We start from the raw sequence: 21,288 nt of genomic DNA, 5'->3' as shown, positions 1-21,288 counted from the left end.
CGCGCCGCGAAGGCCCCGGCGCCATGAGACGACCGGGGCCTTCGAAGCAGCGCGGATTCCGCTGCTCAGCAGAGCGGATTGCGACGTCAGGACCGCGTGACCGGCATGAGGTCCGCACCGAGGGCGTCGGACTCGAGGATCGTTTTGACAGTGCCGAGATAGCGAGCCGCGTCGGCACCGTCCACCAGGCGGTGATCGTACGAGAGCGACAGGAACACCATGTCGCGGATGCCGATCGCCGCCGCGCCGTCGGCAGCCTCCACGATGGCAGGACGCTTCACCACGTTGCCGACACCCAGCGTGGCGACCTGGCCGGGGGGCACGATCACCGTGTCGAACAGGGCGCCGCGGGAACCGGTGTTGGAGACGGTGAACGTGGCGCCCGAGACGTCGTCCGGGGTGAGTAGGCCGGTGCGGGCCTTGTCGGCGAGTGCTGTGGTCGCGCGGGCGATCCCCGCGATGCTCAGGTCGCCCGCGGCCTTGATGACCGGGGTCGTCAGACCCTTGCCGGTGTCGACCGCGATGCCGATGTTCTCCGTGTCGAAATAGGTGATGGTCCCCGCGTCCATGTCCAGCCGCGCGTTGACGACAGGGTGGGTCTTGAGCGCCTGGGCGGCCGCCTTGACGAAGAACGGGAAGGGGGACAGCTTGACGCCGGTGCGCGCCGCGAAGTCCTCCCGGGCGCGCGAGCGCAGCCGCATGAGCGAGGTGACGTCGGCCTCGACGAAGGTGGTGAGCTGCGCCTGCTCCTGCAGCGCCTTCTTGAGGTTGTCGCCGATGAGCCTGCGAATGCGGGTCAATGGGGCGGTCTGGCCCCGCAGCGACGAGGAGGGGGCGGCCGGTACGGGTCGGGTCACCGCCGTGGGCGCCGGGGTCTCGGGCAGGAACAGTGGTGGCGCCGAGGGCTGCGGCGCAGGTGGCACGGGCGGTGCCACGTACGGGACGGGCGCCGGCGGTGCCGCGTCGGGCGCGGGCACGGGCGGTGCCGCCTCGGGGACGGGCGCCATGGTCTCGTCAGGGCCCGGAGACTTGAGGTCGCCGGCGGGCAGTGGCGGAGCCTCTTCCGCTGGGCCGATGACGGCGAGCTCGGCTCCGACCTCCACTGTCTCGTCCTCGGTCACGGTGATGCTGATCAGGACGCCCGCGGCGGGGGAGGGGATCTCGGTGTCGACCTTGTCGGTGGCGATCTCCAGAAGAGGTTCGTCGGCCTCGACGGTGTCTCCGACATTCTTGAGCCAGCGCGTGACAGTGCCTTCGGTGACACTCTCGCCCAGTGCGGGGAGGGGAACGGAAACGGTCATGATGGTGCGTGCTCCTCGTGTCGTCGCGGGGCGCCGTCGCACCCCAGGTCCTCGTCCGGCGTCGGCGACCGCAGGCCCGGTCGGGCCGGTCATCCCTTCCAGCCGTAGCGATCGCGGGCCTTGGCGACCATGGCGGGGTCGATCTCGTCGGCCAGGGCCAGCCGGTCCAGCGCCGCGACGACGATGGACTCGGCGTCGACCCGGAAGTAGCGGCGCACCGCGGCCCGGGTGTCCGACAGGCCGAATCCGTCGGTCCCCAGCGACGAGTAGTCCTGCGCGACCCATTGGCTGATCTGGTCGGGTACCTGACGCATCCAGTCGCTCACCGCGAGGACCGGACCCGCGGCCCCGTCGAGCGCCCGGGTGACGTACGGGACGCGTTCCTCGCCGCGGAGCCGGGCCCGGTCGGCGTCCAGCGCGTCCCGGCGCAGCTCCGTCCAGGAGGTCACCGACCACACGTCGGCGCGAACACCCCAATGCTGGCTGAGGAGTTGCTGTGCCTCGAGCGCCCAGTGGATCGCCGTGCCCGAGGCGAGCAGCTGAATCCGGGGCCCGGTGGCGTCCGCGTCCGCCTCCCGGAAGCGGTACAGGCCGCGCAGGATGCCCTCTTCCACCGTGGCGCCCGACGGTATGGCAGGCTGGCGCTTGGGCTCGTTGTAGACCGTCAGGTAGTAGAAGACGTCCTCGGGTCGCTCCCCGTACATCCGCCGCAGACCGTCCTTGACGATCACGGCGATCTCGTAGGCGAAGGCCGGATCGTAGCTCACCGTCGCCGGGTTGGTGGAGGCCAGCAGGTGGGAGTGGCCGTCGGCGTGCTGCAGACCTTCGCCGGTCATCGTCGTACGGCCGGCCGTCGCACCGATCACGAACCCGCGCCCCATCTGGTCGGCGAGCGCCCAGAACTGGTCGCCGGTGCGCTGGAATCCGAACATCGCGTAGAAGATGTAGAAGGGGATCATCGGTTCGCCGTGGGTGGCGTACGAGGTCGCCGCGGCGGTGAACTCGGCCATGGAACCGGCCTCGGTGATGCCTTCGTCGATCAACTGCCCGTTCCTGGCTTCGCGGTAGTGCAGCAACTGGTCGGCGTCCACCGGCTCGTAGTTCTGCCCCTGCGGGGCGTAGATCCCGGCCGTCGGGAAGAGCGACTCCATGCCGAACGTCCGGGCCTCGTCGGGGATGATCGGCACCCAGCGCGGCCCCGTCTCCTCGTCCCGCATCAGGTCCTTGACCAGGCGGACCAGTGCCATGGTGGTGGCCACCTCCTGCTGGCCGAACCCCTTGTACAGGGCTTCGAAGGGTCGCGCGGGAGGCTGCTTCAGCGGCTTGGGGACGACGATGCGCGCGGGGGCGGGGCCGCCCAGAGTGGTGCGCCGGTCGCGCAGATACTGCACCTCGGGAGAGTTCTCGCCCGGATGCCAGTACGGGACCAGGTCGCCGCTGAGCGCGCTGTCCGGGATGGGCAGATCCAGTGTGTCGCGCATGTCGCGGAACTGGTCCATAGTGAGCTTCTTCATCTGGTGGTTGGCGTTGCGCGACGCGAAGCCCTGCCCCAGGGTGTGGCCCTTGACGGTCTGCGCGAGAACGACGGTGGGCTGTCCGCGGTGTTCGGTCGCGGCGCGGTATGCGGCATACACCTTGAGCGGCTCGTGGCCGCCGCGTGATTCCCCGAAGAGATCGAGGAGTTGGGCGTCACTCAGCCCTGCCGCGATGCCGGAGAGCGGGTCACCGGTGAAGAAGTGCGTGCGGATGTAGGCGGCGTCGCGGGTGGCGTACGTCTGCATCTGCGCGTCGGGCACCTCGCCGAGGCGGCGGACGAGTGAGCCGTCGGTGTCGTGGCGCAGGACAGTGTCCCAGGCCTCGCCCCACAAGGACTTGACCACGTTCCAGCCCGCTCCGCGGAAGCGTCCCTCCAGCTCCTGGACGATCTTGGAGCCGGACCGTACGGGCCCGTCCAGGCGCTGCAGATTGCAGTTGACGACGAAGGTGACGTTGTCCAGGCCCTCCCGAGCGGCGAGCGCGAGCGCCGCCGTCGACTCGGGCTCGTCCATCTCCCCGTCGCCGAGGAAGGCCCACACCCGGGAGCCGGACGTGTCCTTGATGCCCCGGTCGTGCAGATAGCGGTTGAAGCGGGCCTGGTAGACGGCGGCGAGCGGGCCGAGCCCCATGGACACGGTGGGGAACTCCCACAGCCACGGCAGCCGCCTCGGGTGCGGGTACGACGGCAGTCCGTGGCCGTCGGTCTCGCGGCGGAAACCGTCCAACTCCCTTTCGTGGAGGCGCCCTTCGAGGAACACCCGGGCGTAGATGCCCGGCGAGGCGTGCCCCTGCACGTACAACTGGTCGCCGGATCCGTCCCGTTCCTTGCCGCGGAAGAAGTGGTGGAAGCCCACCTCGTAGAGCCAGGCCGCCGAGGCGTACGTGGCGATGTGGCCGCCCAGGCCCAGGCGGGAACCACGGGTCACCATCGCGGCCGCGTTCCACCGGTTGAGTGCGGTGATCCGGGCTTCCATGGCGAGGTCGCCGGGGTAGTCGGGCTGGGCCGACGCGGGGATGGTGTTGATGTAGTCGGAGCTCAGCAGGGCCGGCACGGGGACGCCGGCCTTCGTCGCGTAGGCGTGCACGCGCCGCAGGAGATACGCCGCCCTGTCCGGTCCCGCGGTGCGCACGACGGCCTCCAGGGAGGCCTGCCATTCGGCGGTCTCTTCGGCGTCGCGGTCGGGCAGTTGGTCGAGTTCGCTGGTCGAGGGCTCAGCGGGCCGGGCCGGGTCAGTCATGTGGGTCTTTCCTGTCGTGGCGCGTGGGGTGAGGAGGAGCCGGTGCGGGCGCGGGAGCCGTGTTCCCGCGCTGGACAGTGGTGGAGAGGGCGCGGGTTTTGGCCGCGGCGGTCAGTGCCGCGCGAGCCACTGCGTGAGCGTCTCGTGTCCCGGGTGGGCCGTCGCGCCGGGCAGCAGCGACCGTTCGCCGACCACGGCGCCGAAGAACGGAGCGCGTGTGTCGGTGACCACGCCGCGCGCGTCGCCGCGGGCGGCCTGCAGTTCGGCGGCGAGTTCGTCGAGGCGGTATTCCTCGGGCCCGGCGATCTCCAAGGCACCGAACTGCGGCAGTCCGACGGCCACATGGGCGAGTCGGGCCGCGACGTCGTCCGTCGACATCGGGCGGATCAGTACGGGCGCGACGCGGACCCCGTCGGCGTGGCCGGTCGAGCGGGACAGGGCGTCCACCGACTCGAAGAACGGTGTGGCGCGCACGAGGGAGTGCGGGGTCGGCGAGCGCCTGGCCCGCTCCTCCTGCACCGCCTTGGCGCGGAAGTAGCCCTGCTTGATCCGGTCGACGCCCACGAGGGACAGCGCGACATAGTGCTCGACGCCGGCCGTGGCGGCGGCGTCCAGCAGGTTGGCGGTGGACGTGTCGAAGAACGCGACGCTCGTCGCCTCCGTACGGGAGGGTGCGTCGGTCACGTCCACGACCACGTTGGTGCCGTGCAGGGCCTCGGCGAGCCCTTGTCCGGTGATGACATCGACACCCTCGCGGCGTGACACGGGCACGACGTCCACACCGTGGTCCCGGAGCCGGGCGACGGTCCTGGATCCGATCACACCGGTGGCCCCTGCAACAACGACCCTCATCTGCGTCTCTTCCCGTCAGGGGGTCGGCGACCCCGCGGTTGCGTTCGTGACGGCGACATCAGCCACCCACCACACCTAGGACCGTCGTTGCGTCGCTGTTGTGACACTTTCCGCGAACACGGCCGCGGAGCGCCGACTCCGTGTCACAGATCCACTCGCTGCCCGGTCAACAGGATCGAAGGGGTGGGGAGTTCTGCCCCCCGGCCACCTGGTGACTCACGAAAGGTGCACAACAGTGTCGGACCATCACGCAGAGCACATGCACGGAGCCGGCGGCGAAGGGGCGACGGAAAGCTGGATGAAGGCGGCGCAGCTGCTGCAGGACGCCTCCCCACTGACGATCCCCGAAGGTGCCTCGGCCATGACCATCCAGGTCGAGTGGGAGCCGGGCGACGCGGGAAGCCCGCCGCACCGCCACTCGGGTCCCGCCTTCGGTTACGTCGTGGAGGGCGCGGTCCGCTTCGAGCTGGAGGGCGAGCCCGAGCGGGTGGTGGAGGCCGGCGGCACGTTCTGGGAGCCGGGCGGCGACGTCATCCACTACCAGGACGGCAACGCGCTCGGTGACGCGCGGACCCGGTTCGTCGTGACCATGATGTGCGCGCCGGGCAAGCCCATGCTCGAACTCGTCTCCGAGGAGGAGTTGGAGCAGCGCGCCCATCTGCGCGCCCCGCGGCCCACCGAGTGAGGCGCTCGATGGGTGGCCGCCGCGCGGGAGGGCACGCCGGGTGATGAACGCCGCCGACACCGTGCACGCCCTGCTGACCGCGCTGTTCGTGGGCGCGGCAGGCTACGCCGTGCGGCACGCGTGCGCACCGTCCGGCGGGGCGTGGCGCGGCCGCGTCGACCATTTCCTGCACGCCGCCATGGCTGTGGCCATGGCAGCGATGCCGTGGGGGCCGGTGCCGTCGCGGATGGGACAGACCGTTCTCTTCACGGCCGCGGCTCTCTGGTTCCCGCTCACCCCCGTGCGCAGGGCCGGTGAGTCCCGCTCGGCGGCGACGGTGCGGCGACTGCCCTCCGCGCTCGGCATGACCGCGATGGTCTGGATGCTGCGCGCTCCGCACGCCCTGCACGCCCTGCACCACGCGCCACCCGCCGGATCACGGGTGGCGGTCTTGCTGGCCCTGTGCCTGCTCGTCTGCGCGCTGTGGTCGCTGACCCGGGACATGCCGGTACTGCGTGCAGGACCGGGGACCTCGGCGGTACTTCGGTCCCCGTACGGCCACTTCTGGGACGGGTCGATGGCCCTGGGCGCGGCGGTCATGCTGGTCATGCCGCACTGACCGGCGCGACCGCCGGCGCCACGTCACCGTGCGTCCCCCTTCGGGCGCCATCCAATAGGTCGGGTGATCGCCGATGTACACGTTGGCGATGGTGGGCTCCGCCAGCAGCTGATCCAGAAGTGCCTGGTCGCGCGTCAGTGCCGACAGCACGAGCGTGTCACGCAGCGGGGCGATGCCGTCCGACCGGCTCCAGGGCGCCAGCCACACGCGAGGGAAGGGGAGTTCGGTGCGCAGCACGGCACTTCCGTCGCCGGCGAGCCAGGCCCGCGCGCCCGCGGCCACCGACGTCGGACAGGTGCTGAGCGCCCGGGCCCGGCTCAGTGGGACCACCGGCAAATCGGCCCGTTCGTCCTGCGGAGGCAGACGCGGCAGCATCGCCAGGCGTTCGGCAACCGCCCGAGCGAGCGGCGCCGGGTCGCCCTCGACGAGGATCGCGGTGGCGTTGACGCACGCAGTGCCGCCCTCGTCGCCGCCGTACACGATGGCCCGGTCGGCTCCGTCTACGAGGGTGTCGGCGGCGCGGTGGTCGGTGGGCAGGAGTACGACCTGGTCCTCGCCCACCCCTGCCTGACGCAGCGCCCCGACCAGCCGGTGCGGTGTGAACGGCTCGCGCCGCGAGGGGCGGACGGCGACGCGATACACCCCGCACGGCAACGCCTTCCTCACCCCGCTCGCCGCCCCACAAGACCCTGGCAGGGCGGCTCCGAGGACCGTCAGCCGAAGCGGTCCGCTATCACGCGGGTGATCTCGCGCGTGATCCGTGCGATGCCGGGGGAGCGGACCGGGCAGGGCTTCGGGGTGGATGTGGTCGGGGCCAGGCAGAAGTGCAGATAGTCGTCGTCGCGGTGGAGGGCGGTACGGTCGCGGCCCGGCTCGGTGCAGTACGACGGATGGTCGTGCTCGTACGCGGTGCACGGCAGGTACTGCGCCCACGTGTAGCGGGCCGTCGCCGGGCTCACCGTCCTCCCGGCGTCGGCGACCAGGTCGTGGGAGGCCGCGGCCCGTGCCGCGTAGAGCGCGTTCACGGTCCGGATCCGCTCGGGGGTGATCGGGTCCGGACCCTGCGACACCCAGACGATCCGGGGCCGGCGGGCGCCGCCCGCGTCCGCGATCTGCTCGGTCAGCCGCTGCATGTCCGCCGCGTACCGCTTGACGTACGTGGCCGGTTCCTCGTCGTACGTGATGCCGTCCATACAGGGCGTGTAGCCCCAGGAGTTGCCCCAGAACTGGAGCACCACGAAGTCCGGACGCAGCGAGCGCACCAGCGCGGCGGCCTTCGCCGCGGGTGGTACGAGGGATCGCTCCCCGGTCCCCTCCAGGTAGTCGCAGAGGGTGGTGCCGGAATAGGGGGCGCTCGTGTAACGGGCGTTCACCTGCTCCCGGAGCGAGTGTCCGAGCACCTTCTGGCTCTCCATGGCGAGCGAGTCCCCGAGATAGAGAACGGTGGGCGCCTTCGCCGTTGCGTCAGCTGCCGTGGGAGCGGTGGGTGAGGCGGCGGGGCGCTGGGCGGTGGTCGTGGTCGGTGACGGAGCGGCCGTGGGCAACGCGGGATCCGGCGGCGACTGCTCCGGCCCCGACGCGGGATCCCCGCACGCGCCGAGCAGCAGCCCGGCCAACAGCACCCCCACGATCCACGGCCTCCGCATGAAGCAACTCCCGCCCCGCCCGCCGAAAGGGGTCCCCAGGCAAGCACAGCGGGCCAGAAGGGGGAAGACGTACGTCGGTCACGGCGGCGTCGGGCCTCAGGCCGGGGGACGGTGGCGGATGCGGGCTGCCAGCAGCGCCACGTCGTCCTCCGCGTGCCGGGCGTCGAGCCCTACGAGGACCCGGTCGACGGCCGCGTCGACACTGGTCCCGGGAGGCAGCCGCAGCCCGGCCAGCCGGGCGAGCGAGGCGTCGATGTCCTCACCGCGCCGCTCCACCAGACCGTCGGTGAACATCATCAGGGTGTCCTCGGGAGCGAGCGCGCGCATGACCGCCTCGTAGCCCCCCACGCCGGTGCCCAGCGGCGGACCGACCGCCAGCTGCAGGAGTTCCCCGGTGCCGTCCCCGGCGAACACGACCGGCGGCAGATGCCCGGCGCTGGCCAGCGTGGCCGTGCCCCGGGCCGGGTCGACCTGGACGAGCAGACAGGTCGCCGGACGCCGGGCGCTGTCCTCGGAGACGGCCGCGTCCAGGCGGCGCAGCACCCGGTGCGGCGGCAGATCCGTCGAGGCGACGTAGCGCAGCATCGAGCGGTACGCGTTCATGTCCACCGCGGCGTCCAGCCCGTGCCCCATGACGTCGCCCACCACCAGCAGAGTGCGCCCGAAGTGCAGCCGTACCGTCTCGAACCAGTCCCCGCCCACCAGGACGCTGCTGCCGGACGGCAGATAGCGGGTGGCGAGGTCGAGGTTGGGATGCGGGCGGCCCGGTTCGGACAGCAGGGCCCGCTGCAGGGAGAGCACGGTGTCCCGTACGGCGTCGTGCTGCCGTGAGTGGCCGAGGTGGACCGCCGTGAGCCGTGCCGCGTAGTGCGTGACGGCGGTTCCCCGGTCGCTGAAGGCCCGCCCCTGCCGGACGGCCAGCAGCACTCCGAAAAGGTGGCCGTGCGCCAGCAGCGGCACCGTCATGACCTCCCGGGGGGCCGTGCCGGACAGGTCGAGCGACGCCGTGATCGGAAGCCCCTCGTCGAGCGCCTGGACGGACAGCGGGCGGGCGCCCTGCGGGGTCCAAGGGGTGAGCAACTCAGTCCGGCCACCCGTGGCGACACGGGTCAGGTTCGGCTCGTGCGCGTGCTGTGCGGCCGGGACGTCCGTGGGCAGCAGATCCACCGCGGCGGCGTCGCAGACCTCCCGGCACACGTACTCCGCGAGCTCCTTGCAGGTGGTCCGCTCGTCCAGGGTGGTGCCGATCGCCTCGACGGCGTCCTCCATCGCGGCGAACGACGCCCCTGCCCCCGTAGCGTCGTCACCGCCTCGGCCCGTCATGCCACCTCCACCGTCGCACACACGTCTGGTTCCATCCACGCACGTGCGTCGCGGGCGCGCATGCTCAGCTGCGCGCCGGGAATTCGTTCACCAGCACGGCCGCCCCGTCGAAACGGCCGGCCTTGAGGTCCCGCAGGGCCCGCTGTGCCTCGGACAGCGGGTAGACGTGCGTCGTGGCACGTACGCCGTGGCGGGCCGCCAGCGCCAGGAAGTCCCGCCCGTCCCGGCGGGTGTTGGAGGTGACGCTGCGCAGCTCCTTCTCGTAGAACAGGTCGCTCTCGTAGTGCAGCGGCGGGGTGTCGCTCAGATGGATCCCGGCGACCGACAGGATCCCGCCCCGGTCGAGGGCCCGCAACGCGACCGGGACCAGGTCGCCGACCGGAGCGAACAGGATCGCGCTGTCCAGCGGCTCGGGCGGCTCGTCGTACGCGCCCCGGGCGGACGCGGCCCCGAGTTCCAGCGCGAGCCGCCGCGCGGCCGGGTCACGCGTCAGGACGTGCACGGTGGCGCCCTGCGCGAGGGCCAGCTGCGCGCACAGATGGGCGCTGCCGCCGAACCCGTACAGGCCGAGCCGTCCGGCGTCCGGCAGCGCGGCCCGCAGCAGCGCGCGGTAGCCGATGATGCCCGCGCACAGCAGCGGCGCCAGCGCGATGTCGTCCACCTCGCCGGGCAGCCGGTAGGCGAAGGCCGCCGGGACGGTCGTGTACTCCGCGTAGCCGCCGTCGGCGTCCCAGCCTGTGTATGCGGAGGCCGGGCAGAGGTTCTCGGACCCGCGCGCGCAGTACCCGCACGTGCCGTCCGTACGGCGCAGCCAGGCGACGCCCACCCGGTCGCCGACCGCGTGGTCGAGCACGTCCTCGCCCGTCGCCGCGACCACGCCGACGACCTCGTGCCCGGGCGTGACCCGGGGCCGGCGCACCGGCAGGTCTCCCTCGGTGACGTGCAGGTCGGTGCGGCACACCCCGCACGCGCGCACATGGACGAGAAGCTCGTCGGCCCCCGGCACCGGGACGGGCCGCTCGACGAAACGCAGCGCTTCCCCCTCGATCGGCCCGGGCCGGGCCACTTCCCACGCGTGCATCATCCCGTGTCCCCGTCCCGTCGAAGACCACCCGAGGCCTCTCTCCAGTGTCGTCCAGGGCGTCCCGCTCGGCGCGCGGCCCTGAGGGAGGCTGGCTAGCGTGAAACCGGAATGAACCGTAACGAACCGGGGAGAGTGGAACGCCATGGCCGTACAGCCCGAGGGAACGCCCTGCTGGGCGGACGCGATGTTCAGCGATGTCGAGGGAGCGAAGAGTTTCTACGGTGAGGTGCTCGGCTGGACGTTCGGCGAGTCGTCCTCGGAGTACGGCAACTACACCCAGGCCTACGCGAACGGCAAGGCGGTGGCCGCCGTCGTCCCGCCCATGCCCGGCCAGGAGGGCCAGTCCGCCTGGTGTCTGTACCTCGCCTCGCCCGACGCCGCCGCCACCGCCCAGAAGATCCGGACCGACGGCGGCGAGGTGCTGATGGAGCCGATGCAGGTCGGCGACTTCGGCACGATGGCGATCGCCCGGGACCCGAGCGGGGTCGTCTTCGGAGTCTGGCAGCCCGGCCGACACGAGGGCTTCGAGGCCCGGGGCGTGCCCGGCGCGTACTGCTGGGCCGAGGTCTTCACCCGTGAGCCCGAGAAGTCGGACACCTTCTTCTCGGCCGTCTTCGGATACCGCATGAAGCAGCTGGACGACGACGCCGTCGACTTCAGGCTGTACGACCTCGGCGAGGATCCGGTCCTCGGCCGGATGCGGATGACGGACGACTTCCCGCCCGAGGTCCCGCCGTACTTCAACGTGTACTTCACCGTCGAGGACTGCGACGCCGCGGTCGCGAAGGCCACCGAACAGGGCGCGATTCTCCGCTTCGGGCCGATGAGCAGCCCGTTCGGCCGCTTCGCCGCGCTGAGTGACCCGCAGGGCGCGGCGTTCTCCGTGATCGACGTCAAGACGACCGAGGGCGCGATGCCCAAGGCGACCGACGTGTCCTGATCGGACCACGGATCCCCCACGGACCGGCCCCCCGGAGAATGGCGGAATTCCTCCGGGGCGGACCGGGCCTTTTGCCTCCCGGGCAACCATGCGCATGCGGTTACTCGTCCCCTCTTGTGGTTGCGGCACGTTCGAACGGCCGAACCCCCCACAAGGATTGCGAGCGAAAGAGACCTCATGCTCCGCATTCACTTCACTTCGGACGACCTTCAGAACATTCGAGTGGCCCGGCAGCCTGATCCCCTGTGGGAACTGATGTGCAGCGTCTGCCGTCTGGAATCCGGCCAGGGACCCCTGGAATTCGGACATTGGCGTCGCTCGGCGCGGCAACGATTCTCCGGTGACTCGAACCTGGTCCGCGCGCTGCGCCCCTTGCGCGCCCTGATCCCCGCCACCGGCTATATTCCGGACTTCCTCACCCCGCCGGTCACCGGCGGCGGTCTTTCCGCCGGACTCGACCAGTTGCTGCGCACACCGCGCGTGCAACTGGTCCGCGAACTGTCGCGGCTGGCCGAGTCGCGTCCGGTCCCGAACTGGGCCGCCTCGCTGGGCAGACCGGGCAGCGACGCGCTCAAGGTGCTGGCGAACTCCCTGGGGATCTACTTCCGCGGTCTCCTGGAACCGCACTGGCTGCATATTCGTACGGCGGTCGGCAACGATGTCGGGGTGCGCGCCCGAGCCCTCCTCGACGGCGGCACCCAGGCACTGCTGGAGAGCCTGCGCCCGGTCGCGCGCTGGAATGCCCCCGTGCTCGAAGTGGACTATCCGGTCCAGCGCGACCTGTATCTGGAGGGCCGCGGACTTCTCCTGGTGCCCTCCTACTTCTGCTGGCGCAGACCGACCGCGCTGGCGGACCCCGGTTTGGATCCCGTGCTCGTGTACCCGGTGGCGAAGACTCCGCTCGCCGTCGCGGACGGTACGGACGGCGGGGTCGAGCGCCTGCTCGGCCGCACCAGGGCCGCCGTACTGACCGAGGTCGCCGGACAGAGTGCCCGCACCACCTCCGAGGTGGCCGAGGCCGTGGGGATCGCGCTGCCCAGCGCCAGCTACCAGATCGGCGTGCTGCGCGACGGGGGGCTGGTCGCCAGCCATCGTGATGGCAAGTACGTCCTGCACACGGCGACGCTGCTGGGTATGCGGCTGCTCGGCACCAGCCCCCGGATGCGGGAGAGCGTGCTCCGGCCCGTGCGGGGAGCCGCCGCCGGACCGTGGCATGATCGGGGACATGCTTGAACGTGTGGTGGCCGCCTGTGACGGGGCTTCGAAGGGAAACCCGGGACCGGCCGGATGGGCGTGGGTCGTGGCCGACGGCGCGGAGACGCCCACCCGCTGGGAGGCGGGAGCGCTGGGCACGGCGACGAACAACGTCGCCGAACTCACCGCGCTGGAGCGCCTGTTGACGGCGATCGCGCCGGACGTCCCGCTGGAGATCCGGATGGACTCCCAGTACGCGATGAAGGCCGTCACGACCTGGCTGCCCGGCTGGAAGCGCAAGGGGTGGAAGACGGCCGCCGGAAAGCCGGTCGCCAACCAGGAACTGGTCGCGCGTATCGACGAACTCCTCGACGGCCGCGCCGTGGAGTTCCGTTACGTCCCCGCCCACCAGGTCGACGGCGACCGGCTGAACGACTTCGCCGACCGCGCCGCGAGCCAGGCAGCCCTCGCCCAGCAGCCCGCCGGCAGCGACCTCGGCTCCCCGGAGCCCCCGCCGTCCCCCGACACCCCGGCCCCCTCCGGCGCCGGCCGCCGCCGCACCACGGCCACCGCCTCCGCCAAGACGCCCCGGCAGGGCACGTCGGCCCGTACGATCAAGGCCAAGTTCCCGGGCCGCTGCGTCTGCGGCCGCTCCTACGCGGCGGGCGAGCCCATCGCCAAGAACGGTCAGGGCTGGGGGCACCCCGAGTGCCGTACGGCCGAGCCCAGCAACGCCTAGTACTCACCCTGCCTCGGTCTCCTTCGGGGGCTGTCCGCCGAACGTCCGGCGGACAGCCCCCGAAGTGCGTGGCGGACACTGGTGCGAAGACGGGGCGCGTCGGGGAGGGTGCGGGATCTTCGGCACCGGCCCGGGGCTTGGGGCCTTGCAGGGGGTTGCGTGGAGGCGTTCGAGGCTCCGGAGGCGGGGGACCCGCGTCAGGTGGGGCGCTACCGGATCGTGGCGCGGCTCGGTGCGGGCGGGATGGGGCGCGTCTACCTCGGGCGTTCGCCGGGAGGGCGGGCGGTCGCGGTCAAGGTGGTGCGCCCCGGAACTGGCGGACGACGGTGACTTCCGGCGCCGGTTCGCCCGGGAGGTCGCCGCGGTCCGGCGGGTGAACGGCGTGTTCACCGCCGGGGTGGTCGACGCCGATCCGGAGGGTTCGCCCGCGTGGCTGGCGACCGCGTAGGTGCCCGGGGTCCCGTTGGGCGATGCCGTGGCGGCGCACGGCCGTGGCCCGAGGGCCCGGTGCCGGCGCGCGGCGCGGGACTTGCCGAGGCCCTGGAGGCGATCCACGCGGCCGAGGTGGTCCACCGGGACCTCAAGCCGCCCAGCATCCTGCTCGCCCCGGACGGACCGCGGGTGATCGACTTCGGGATCTCGGTGACCGGGGAGGCGAGCGCGCTGACCCGGACCGGCGTGGCGGTGGGCACGCCTGGGTTCATGTCTCCCGAGCAGCTGACCGGCAAGCCGGTCGCCGGCCCGTGACGTCTTCTCCCTGGGCGCGGTCCTGGCCTTCACCGCCACCGGGGCCGGGTCGTTCGGGACCGGTTCGGCGCACGCCCTGAGCTTCCGGGTCGTCTACGAGGAACACGACCTGCGCCGACTCCCGCCCGACGTACGGGACTTGGTGGCGGAGTGCCTCGTCAAGGAGCCTGGCGGGCGGCCCACCGTGCCCACGTTGCTGGACCGGCCGGCCCGAGCGGCCGGCGGCGCACCGGCTGTCAACTCCGGCCCGTTGGGGGACGGTTGGCTGCCCGAGCCGGTGGCCGCAGCCGTGCATACCCGTGCCGCCTGGCAGCCCTCGTCCGAACCGTCGGCACGGGCGGCGCCGGCCCTGCCGGCGGAGTTGCCCGACGGTGACGGGCGCACCTGTACCGGATGGCCCCCCTGATCCCGGCTGCCGGGAGGGCAGTCGGCAGGCGTCCCCGTGGCGTCAAGCCCGCCACCGCAAGGCAGGCAGGAATCTCCCTCGTCCACGAGGGAGAACACTTGTACCAGGTGGGCGCCTGGTGGCCGTGGGAGGACGCCGTCGTGCTCACCGAGCGCCCCGTCGTCCTGCTGCATCAGGACGGGACGGAGACCACCGCACCGCACGTGCGGATGGGGTACGCGGACGGCTGGCAGGTGGAGGACGTCCAGACGAGCGGCGTGGGGTCACGTTCGCCCCTCCCGGAGAGGAGGGGCGAATGCGACCGGACCTGTGAACGCGCGGTCAGACGGTGTCGAAGGTGTAGAACGCGGTGTGATCCAGCAGGTCCGCCGGTTTCACGTCGTTCCACGGCTTCATGGTCTCGTCGAGGTCCACGACGTCGGGGGTGCCGGCGAGTGGCAGATAGCCGGAGGCGGGGTGGCGGCGCTGCCAGTCGGCCCAGAGCTTGTCTATGTAGGCGTGGTGCAGCCAGAAGACGGGATCGTTGGGGGAGACACCGGTGGCCATCTGGCCGCCGACCCATACGTGTACCCGGTTGTGGAGGTTGACGCCGCGCCACCCTTCGAGGTGATTGCGGAAACCGTCCGAGGAACTGTTCCAGGGCGCCATGTCGTACGTCGCCATGCCGAGCACGGAGTCCACCTCCGCGCGGGTCGGCAGCTCACGGGCACCGCTGCCGAGCGAACGCCGCAGATACGTACGGCCGTCGACGCGCACGCTGATCGGCCAGTTGCCCGCGGAGGCCGCGAAGGGGCCGTCCATCACCCGGCCGTCCAGGCTGCGCCCGGTGCCGCCGAGGAAGTCGGGGGCCCACAGGGTGGAACGGGGCGAACGGTCGGTGCTCCAGTCCCAGTACGGGAGGGCGACGGAGGCGTCCACGGACTGCAGTGCCCGCTCGAACTCCAGCAGGAATCTGCGGTGCCAGGGCAGGAAGGAGGGCGAACGGTGGCCCGTCCGTTCGCCGTTGTCCGTGTCGCCGAGGATGAACGCGTTGTGCGTGGTGACGAAGGCGTCGTACCGGCCACTGCGCTTCAGCTGGAGGAGCGCGTCGGTGAAACGCCGCTTCTCGTCGGCGGTCAGGTTCGCCTGGTTCTTGCGTACGGTCATGTGCGGGACTCCACGGTGTGCTGACGGGGCTGGGTCACTGCTGGGGCATGGGCATGCCGAGGGGGACGAGCGGTGCCCCCTGGAGTTCCACGACCGCGGCGCGGGCGGCGACCCGCGGGGTGGGTACCGGGTCGTAGTGGCTGACGACGCTGATCCAGCTGCCGTCGGCGTTCTGCATCACGTGCAGTTCGACCCCGTCGATGAACACGGCGTACCCGGCGCCGTGTTCGTGATGGTGACCGCCGCCGGCGACGGCGCGGCCCGTGATGCGACGACCCCGGTAGACCTCGTCGAAGGCCTCGGGCCCGCCGTGGTGTCCGGTGTCCGAGGCCCTGGCCACGGCGACGGTCTGGGTGCCGGCTGCGGCGGCGAGGGCGGCCGCGGCCCCGAGGGCACGGCGACGGGTGAGTTCCGGCATGCGGAGACCTCCTGCGATCAAGCTCGGTCGATGACCCGATATGCCTATCGGTTCGTCGGAGAGCGGGAGAAATCGCCGGATGTCGGTTGGCCGCGATCAGGACAATTAAGTAAATGTCGTGCAAGGTTGAACCAAGATGATCTTGCTGTAGCGCGTGTCCGTGATCGACCGGAAGGCGGAATTCCTCCGGCCGGCGGACGCTCCGCCGATGATCTTCCCGGGGCGGCCGGTGGCGGGTGGCGCGGCTCACGCCCGCAAGCTGGCGCGAACCGCGGGGGTCACAGGCGCCTGCTACTCTACGTGATCAATCGACCGCTTTGTGTGACGAATTGGAGTGCGCGTGAAGATCGCGTGCGTCGGTGGCGGACCCGCGAGCCTGTACTTCTCGATCCTGATGAAGCGCCAGGACCCGTCCCACGACATCGCCGTCTACGAACGGAACCCGGCCGGATCGACCTACGGCTGGGGAGTGACGTACTGGGCGGGCCTGCTCGACAAACTCCACGAGGGCGACCCCGAGTCCGCGCGCGCCGTCCGCGACCACTCGGTGTGCTGGAGCGACGGAGTCGCCCACGTCGGCGACCGGACGACGGTCCATCACGGTGACGAGGGGTTCGGCATCGGCCGTCGGCCCCTGCTCGACCTCCTCGCGCAACGGGCCCGATCCCTGGGCGTACGCGTCGAGTTCGAGCACGAGGTCACCGCGGACCGGCTGCCCGAGGCCGATCTCGTCGTCGCCGGTGACGGAGTCAACAGCGCACTGCGCGCCCGTCACGCCGACCACTTCGGCAGTGACATCACCCTGGGCCGCAACTTGTACATCTGGCTCGGCACCACCAAGGTCCTCGACTCCTTCACCTTCGCCTTCGTGGAGACGGACCACGGCTGGATCTGGTGCTACGCCTACGGATTCAGCGCCCGGCAGAGCACCTGCGTCGTCGAGTGCGCGCCGGAGACCTGGACCGGTCTCGGGCTGGACCGGGCGAGCGAGGCCGACGGCCTGGCGCTGCTGGAGAAGCTCTTCGTCGACCTCCTCGGCGGACACGGACTGATCGGGCGGGCGCAGGCCGACGGCAGCGCGCAGTGGCTGAACTTCCGCACCCTGACCAACCGCACCTGGAGCCGCGGCAACCTCGTCCTGCTCGGCGACGCCGCCCACACCACGCACTACTCGATCGGCGCGGGGACCACCCTCGCCCTGGAGGACGCCATCTCCCTGGTCGGAGCCCTGGGCGAGCACCGGGAACTGTCCGCCGCCCTCGCCCACTACGAACAGGAGCGCAGGACGGCGCTGTTGTCGGTGCAGAGCGCCGCCCGGCACAGCGCCCAGTGGTACGAGAACCTGCCGCGTTACATCCGTCTCCCTCCGGCGCAGATGTTCGCCCTGCTCGGCCAGCGGCACTCTCCACTGCTCCCGTACATCCCGCCGCAGCTGTACTACCGGATCGACCGCGCGGCCGGGCAACTGGAGGCGCTGCGCCGGTTCAAGCGCTGGCTGGGTCCGCGCGTGGCGCGCACGGTGCAGGCCCGCTCGCGCCGGTAGCACCCACTGAAGTAGGGCGCCCCTTGGGTGAATAGCAATTCACCAGCTATGGTGAATTGCTATTCACCCTTCTTCTTCGCGCCGATTTCTGGAGTGTTCATGGTGGCACTGCGTGACCGACTGACGGTCCCGGTCCTCGCGCTCGGCGGGAGCCTCATGGCCGTCATGCAGGTGGTGGTGGTGCCGCTGCTGCCCGACCTGCCGAGGCTGACGGGTGCGTCGGCGGGTGCCGTGTCCTGGATGGTGACGGCGACGCTGCTGACCGGAGCGGTGCTCAACCCCGTGCTGGGCCGCGCCGGCGACATGTACGGCAAGAAGAAGGTGTTGCTGATCTCCCTCGGGATGATGACGGTCGGCTCGCTCATGTGCGCCCTCACGTCCGACATCCGCATACTCATCGCGGCCCGAGCCCTGCAAGGGGCCGCGGCCGCCGTCGTACCGCTGTCGATCAGTCTCCTGCGGGACGAACTGCCGCCCGAGCGCACGGGTTCCGCGGTGGCGCTGATGAGTTCCACCGTCGGGATCGGCGCCGCCCTCGGCCTGCCGATCGCCGCGATGGTGGTTCAGTACGCCAGCTGGCACGTCATGTTCTGGGGGACGACCGCGGTCGGCGCCCTCGGGACGGGGCTGGCCTGGTGGGCGGTGCGCGAGTCGCCCGTCCGCGAGCCGGGCCGCTTCGACATGACCGGCGCGCTGGGTCTGGCCCTGGGGCTCTCCTGTCTGCTGCTGGGGGTGTCACAGGGCGGCCAGTGGGGCTGGACCAGCCCCCGGATCCTCGGCCTGTTCGTAGGGAGCGTCTGTGTCCTCGGCCTGTGGTGGGCGCAGCAACTGCGCGCCGCACGCCCCCTGGTCGACCTGAAACTGGCGACCAGTCCCCGCGTCGCCCTGCCTCATATCGCGGCGCTCCTGACCGGCTTCGCCTTCTACGCCAACTCCCTGGTGACGGCGCAGCTGGTGCAGGCGCCCAAGGCGACCGGCTACGGCCTCGAGCTGTCCATCGTGGCGACGGGCCTGGTCCTGCTGCCCGGCGGGGTGATCATGCTGCTGCTCTCGCCGGTCTCGGCGCGTATCTCGGCGGCCCGCGGCGCCCGGGTGACGCTGGCCCTCGGCACCCTGGTCATCGCCGCCGGTTACGGCATACGCATCATCAACAGCCACAGCCTGCTGGTGATCCTGCTGGGCTCCGCGGTCTGCGCGACGGGAACGGCGTTCTCCTACTCGGCGCTGCCCACCCTCATCCTGCGCGCCGTGCCCGCCGGGCAGACCGCGTCCGCGAATGGCGTCAACGTGCTGATGCGCACCGTCGGCCAGGCCGTGAGCAGCGCCGCCGTCGCCGCCATCCTGGTCCACCACACCAGCCTCGTCGGGGGTGCCCCGATCCCCACGCTGCACGGCTATCTGCTGGCCTTCGCCATGGCGGGTACGGTCGCACTGGTGGCCTGTGCCGCCGCCCTCGTCATACCCGCCGACCCCACACTCCCTGACACCCGACGGGCCTCCAGCAGTTCGGACGTACCTCGGGACGAGGCATTCGAAGGAGCCTGAGCACCGTGTCCACTCCGCCCCCCGGACTCAGCGCGGCCCCGATCGACCCACCGCGGCGCGACGCCGAGGCCACGAAGGCGGCCATCCTCCGCGCGGCCCGCCATCTGATGGCCCGGCACGCCCACGCGGACATCACGCTCAAGGCGATCGCCGACCGCGCGGGGGTGAGCGCTCCGCTGATCCTCAAGTACTTCGGGAACAAGGACGCGCTCTTCGGGCGCGTGATGTCCTTCGAGACGGACGCCGCCGCCCTCCTGGACGCACCCCTGGACCAACTCGGCGCCCACATGGTCCGCCAGGTGCTCGTCGGCCAGACCGAGCGTGGAGCCGACCCCGTCCTACGGATCATCTTCGCCCCGCGACAGGGCGACCAGGGCGACATCATGCGCGCCAACTTCCGCACCCAGGTCAGTGACCGCCTCGCCCTGCGGCTGAGCGGCCCCGACGCGGGCCTGCGCGCCGAACTCGCCGTCGGCACACTGCTCGGGCTCGGCGCGATGTACGGCATCGCACGCGGCACCCGGCTGCGCGCCACCGCGATCGAGGACATCGTCGACCGGTACGGCCCCACGGTCCAGGCACTCCTGACGCCGTGAGGCGAAGGGCCCTGCCGGACCGGAACACCCGCCCCCGTCTCAGTTCACGCCGTTCGGACGGAACTGGACGCTGATCCGCGGCCCCGCCGCCCGCGCCGTCTTGGGAATGGCGTGCTCCCAGGTGCGCTGGCAGGAGCCGCCCATCACGATCAGGTCGCCGTGTCCGAGCGGGCGCCGCAGGGTCTCCCCGCCGTGGCGCGGGCGCAGCAACAGGTCGCGCGGAGCGCCCACGGAGAGGATCGCGACCATGGTGTCCTCCCGTGCGCCCCGCCCGATCCGGTCCCCGTGCCAGGCCACGCTGTCGCGGCCGTCCCGGTAGTAGCACAGGCCCGCGGTGGTGAACGGTTCGCCCAGCTCGCGGGCGTAGTGCGCGGACAGCGCCTGTCGCGCCTCGTCGAGGACCGGGTGCGGCAGCGCGTCGCCCGCCCGGTAGTACGCGAGCAGCCTCGGTACGTCCACCATGTGCTCGTACATCTGCCGCCGCTCCGCCCGCCACGGCACCTCGTCGACGAGCCGTGCGAACAGGGCGTCGGCGCCGCTGAGCCATCCGGGCAACAGGTCGATCCAGGCCCCGTCGCCCAGGACCGTCCGGCGCAGCGCGTTCAACTGACTGAGGTGGAGCTCGTCGGTCTGGTCGAACAGCGAGCCCTGGAGGTGCGTGGACATGCCTCCAGCGTACTCCGTATTCGAATATACGTTCCATTAATGTCTCAGGGTCTGCCGTCGGCCTCCGTGAGGACCGCGTGGATGACGTGCTCGGCGTTGGCGGCGATCACCGGATTGGTGACGCGGTAGTACGGGAGCTGGAGGAGCGCCATGGACAGGGCCCAGCCGCGTCCCCGTGCCCAGGTGGCGTCGTCGGCGCCCGCCGCCTGCCGGAAGGTGTCCCGCGCCTCGGCGGGGAGCAGGTTCCAGGCCGGGATGAGGTCGCAGGCCGGGTCGCCGACGCCGACGGTGCCGAAGTCCAGCACGGCGTCGAGCCGGCCCCCGCGGATGAGCAGATTGCCGGGCATCAGATCGGAGTGGACCCAGATGGGCGGACCGGTCCATGCGGGCGCGGCGAGCGCCGCCTCCCAGGCGGCGGTGGCGGCGGAGGTGTCGATCGTGCCGCGCAGCTCGTCGAGCGCGGCGCGCGTCATGGCATCGGCGGTGGACAGGGGCACGCCCCGGTAGGCGGTCGGCCCGTCGGGCAGCCGGACCCGGCGCAGCGCGGCCACGAAGGCGCCGAGGCCGGCGGCCAGGGGCAGCGGGTCGCTGAGACGGCCGGCGTGCGGGGGTTCGCCGTCGAGCCAGCGCTGCACCATCCAGGGCCACGGGTAGCCCTCGCCGGGTGTGCCGGTGGCGAGGATCTCGGGGACGGTGGCCGGGAGCAGCGGGGCGAGCCGCGGCACCCAGTGCGCTTCTTTGGCCACGTCCTCGGAGCCTCCTTCGATCCGGGGGAGGCGTACGGTCAGGTTGTCGCCGAGCCGGTACAGGGCGTTGACGGTACCCGCCGACGGGAAGCGCTTCAGGGGCAGCTCGGCCCATCGTGGGAACTGCGCGGCCAGCAGTCGTCGCACGAGCGAGGCGTCGATCGGGAACTCGCCGGGACGCATCGGGCCCTCGGGGATCGTTTGCGCTTCTGGTTCTCTGTTTGACACGGGGCCCAACTATGCCTGGGGCGACGGAGGTTCGCGCTTCTTTTTCGCGACAGGCAACCTGGTGGACGCCATCACCGTCTTGATCGGCAACGGATGGGCGGCGCGGCAGCC

At 71.6% G+C, this 21,288-nt stretch carries 19 protein-coding genes and 1 pseudogene; 9 read left to right on the top strand and 11 right to left on the bottom strand.

From position 1 onward, the window contains the following. Window positions 1-86 precede the first annotated feature (86 nt). The 3 genes from ACZ7M2_RS38740 to ACZ7M2_RS38730 all read right to left on the bottom strand — a co-directional run bounded on the left by ACZ7M2_RS38740 (window position 87) and on the right by ACZ7M2_RS38730 (window position 4,927). Entirely contained in the window at window positions 87-1,301 is a 1,215-nt protein-coding gene (locus ACZ7M2_RS38740; RefSeq protein WP_471599265.1) for a 2-oxo acid dehydrogenase subunit E2, read from the bottom strand. Between the two features lie 89 nt (window positions 1,302-1,390). Further along, window positions 1,391-4,075, bottom strand: a complete 2,685-nt coding sequence (gene aceE, locus ACZ7M2_RS38735; protein ID WP_471599264.1) for a pyruvate dehydrogenase (acetyl-transferring), homodimeric type — start codon at window positions 4,073-4,075, stop codon at window positions 1,391-1,393. A 111-nt stretch (window positions 4,076-4,186) separates the two neighbouring features. Beyond that, the gene (locus ACZ7M2_RS38730; protein WP_471599263.1) at window positions 4,187-4,927 is read right to left on the bottom strand and encodes an SDR family oxidoreductase; all 741 of its coding nucleotides are present in this window, start codon (window positions 4,925-4,927) and stop codon (window positions 4,187-4,189) included. Window positions 4,928-5,225: 298 nt separating this feature from the next. Here ACZ7M2_RS38730 and ACZ7M2_RS38725 point away from each other — a divergent pair, with 298 nt between their 5' ends. After that, the gene (locus ACZ7M2_RS38725) at window positions 5,226-5,612 is read left to right on the top strand and encodes a cupin domain-containing protein (protein WP_471599262.1); all 387 of its coding nucleotides are present in this window, start codon (window positions 5,226-5,228) and stop codon (window positions 5,610-5,612) included. Between the two features lie 43 nt (window positions 5,613-5,655). Further along, window positions 5,656-6,210, top strand: coding sequence for a DUF5134 domain-containing protein (locus ACZ7M2_RS38720; protein ID WP_471599261.1), 555 nt, complete (start codon window positions 5,656-5,658; stop codon window positions 6,208-6,210). A gap of 42 nt (window positions 6,211-6,252) precedes the next feature. On the opposite strand, the pseudogene ACZ7M2_RS38715 reads toward ACZ7M2_RS38720, so the two are convergent. The 4 genes and pseudogenes from ACZ7M2_RS38715 to ACZ7M2_RS38700 form a co-directional block, all read right to left on the bottom strand. Further along, window positions 6,253-6,870, bottom strand: a pseudogene (locus tag ACZ7M2_RS38715) (aldehyde dehydrogenase family protein); the annotation flags it as partial. 53 nt (window positions 6,871-6,923) lie between these two features. Then, window positions 6,924-7,856 (bottom strand): SGNH/GDSL hydrolase family protein, encoded by a 933-nt coding sequence (locus ACZ7M2_RS38710; protein ID WP_471599260.1) that lies wholly within the window; start codon window positions 7,854-7,856, stop codon window positions 6,924-6,926. A gap of 96 nt (window positions 7,857-7,952) precedes the next feature. Next, window positions 7,953-9,179: a PP2C family protein-serine/threonine phosphatase gene (locus ACZ7M2_RS38705; protein WP_471599259.1), complete on the bottom strand. Its 1,227-nt coding sequence runs from the start codon at window positions 9,177-9,179 to the stop codon at window positions 7,953-7,955. Window positions 9,180-9,243: 64 nt separating this feature from the next. Then, entirely contained in the window at window positions 9,244-10,260 is a 1,017-nt protein-coding gene (locus ACZ7M2_RS38700) for a zinc-binding alcohol dehydrogenase family protein (protein WP_471599405.1), read from the bottom strand. A 145-nt stretch (window positions 10,261-10,405) separates the two neighbouring features. Here ACZ7M2_RS38700 and ACZ7M2_RS38695 point away from each other — a divergent pair, with 145 nt between their 5' ends. From ACZ7M2_RS38695 to ACZ7M2_RS38680, 4 genes are all read left to right on the top strand, one after another. After that, on the top strand, window positions 10,406-11,203 hold the full coding sequence (locus ACZ7M2_RS38695; RefSeq protein ID WP_471599258.1) for a VOC family protein: 798 nt from the start codon (window positions 10,406-10,408) through the stop codon (window positions 11,201-11,203). 177 nt (window positions 11,204-11,380) lie between these two features. Next, window positions 11,381-12,436: an ArsR/SmtB family transcription factor gene (locus ACZ7M2_RS38690; RefSeq protein WP_471599257.1), complete on the top strand. Its 1,056-nt coding sequence runs from the start codon at window positions 11,381-11,383 to the stop codon at window positions 12,434-12,436. Beyond that, window positions 12,417-13,136 (top strand): ribonuclease H family protein, encoded by a 720-nt coding sequence (locus ACZ7M2_RS38685; RefSeq protein WP_352050256.1) that lies wholly within the window; start codon window positions 12,417-12,419, stop codon window positions 13,134-13,136. Before ACZ7M2_RS38690 ends, ACZ7M2_RS38685 begins: the two co-directional genes overlap by 20 nt. 507 nt (window positions 13,137-13,643) lie before the next feature. Beyond that, on the top strand, window positions 13,644-13,883 hold the full coding sequence (locus ACZ7M2_RS38680; protein WP_471599256.1) for a protein kinase domain-containing protein: 240 nt from the start codon (window positions 13,644-13,646) through the stop codon (window positions 13,881-13,883). 727 nt (window positions 13,884-14,610) lie between these two features. On the opposite strand, the gene melC2 is transcribed toward ACZ7M2_RS38680, so the two are convergent. Beyond that, a complete protein-coding gene (gene melC2 / locus ACZ7M2_RS38675) occupies window positions 14,611-15,435 on the bottom strand; it encodes a tyrosinase MelC2 (RefSeq protein ID WP_471599255.1) in 825 nt (274 codons plus the stop codon). A gap of 34 nt (window positions 15,436-15,469) precedes the next feature. Further along, window positions 15,470-15,853, bottom strand: coding sequence for an apotyrosinase chaperone MelC1 (gene melC1 / locus ACZ7M2_RS38670; protein ID WP_471599254.1), 384 nt, complete (start codon window positions 15,851-15,853; stop codon window positions 15,470-15,472). A 340-nt stretch (window positions 15,854-16,193) separates the two neighbouring features. Here melC1 and ACZ7M2_RS38665 point away from each other — a divergent pair, with 340 nt between their 5' ends. From ACZ7M2_RS38665 to ACZ7M2_RS38655, 3 genes are all read left to right on the top strand, one after another. Then, on the top strand, window positions 16,194-17,396 hold the full coding sequence (locus ACZ7M2_RS38665) for an FAD-dependent monooxygenase (RefSeq protein WP_471599253.1): 1,203 nt from the start codon (window positions 16,194-16,196) through the stop codon (window positions 17,394-17,396). Between the two features lie 99 nt (window positions 17,397-17,495). Beyond that, a complete protein-coding gene (locus ACZ7M2_RS38660) occupies window positions 17,496-18,941 on the top strand; it encodes an MFS transporter (protein ID WP_471599252.1) in 1,446 nt (481 codons plus the stop codon). Further along, complete coding sequence (locus ACZ7M2_RS38655; RefSeq protein ID WP_352050326.1) at window positions 18,938-19,537, top strand: TetR/AcrR family transcriptional regulator; 600 nt, start codon at window positions 18,938-18,940, stop codon at window positions 19,535-19,537. Before ACZ7M2_RS38660 ends, ACZ7M2_RS38655 begins: the two co-directional genes overlap by 4 nt. 39 nt (window positions 19,538-19,576) lie before the next feature. On the opposite strand, the gene ACZ7M2_RS38650 is transcribed toward ACZ7M2_RS38655, so the two are convergent. Together ACZ7M2_RS38650 and ACZ7M2_RS38645 are read right to left on the bottom strand one after the other, a co-directional pair. Further along, the gene (locus ACZ7M2_RS38650) at window positions 19,577-20,203 is read right to left on the bottom strand and encodes an alpha-ketoglutarate-dependent dioxygenase AlkB (protein ID WP_403696462.1); all 627 of its coding nucleotides are present in this window, start codon (window positions 20,201-20,203) and stop codon (window positions 19,577-19,579) included. 44 nt (window positions 20,204-20,247) lie between these two features. Beyond that, window positions 20,248-21,132 carry an aminoglycoside phosphotransferase family protein gene (locus tag ACZ7M2_RS38645; protein ID WP_471599404.1) on the bottom strand — a complete coding sequence of 295 codons (885 nt, stop codon included), beginning with the start codon at window positions 21,130-21,132 and terminating at the stop codon, window positions 20,248-20,250. Window positions 21,133-21,288 lie beyond the last annotated feature (156 nt).

This window comes from Streptomyces sp. NPDC111507 (assembly GCF_055638955.1).
The sequence above is the reverse complement of the archived record's forward strand: the minus strand, read 5'-3'. Positions and strand labels throughout refer to the sequence as shown.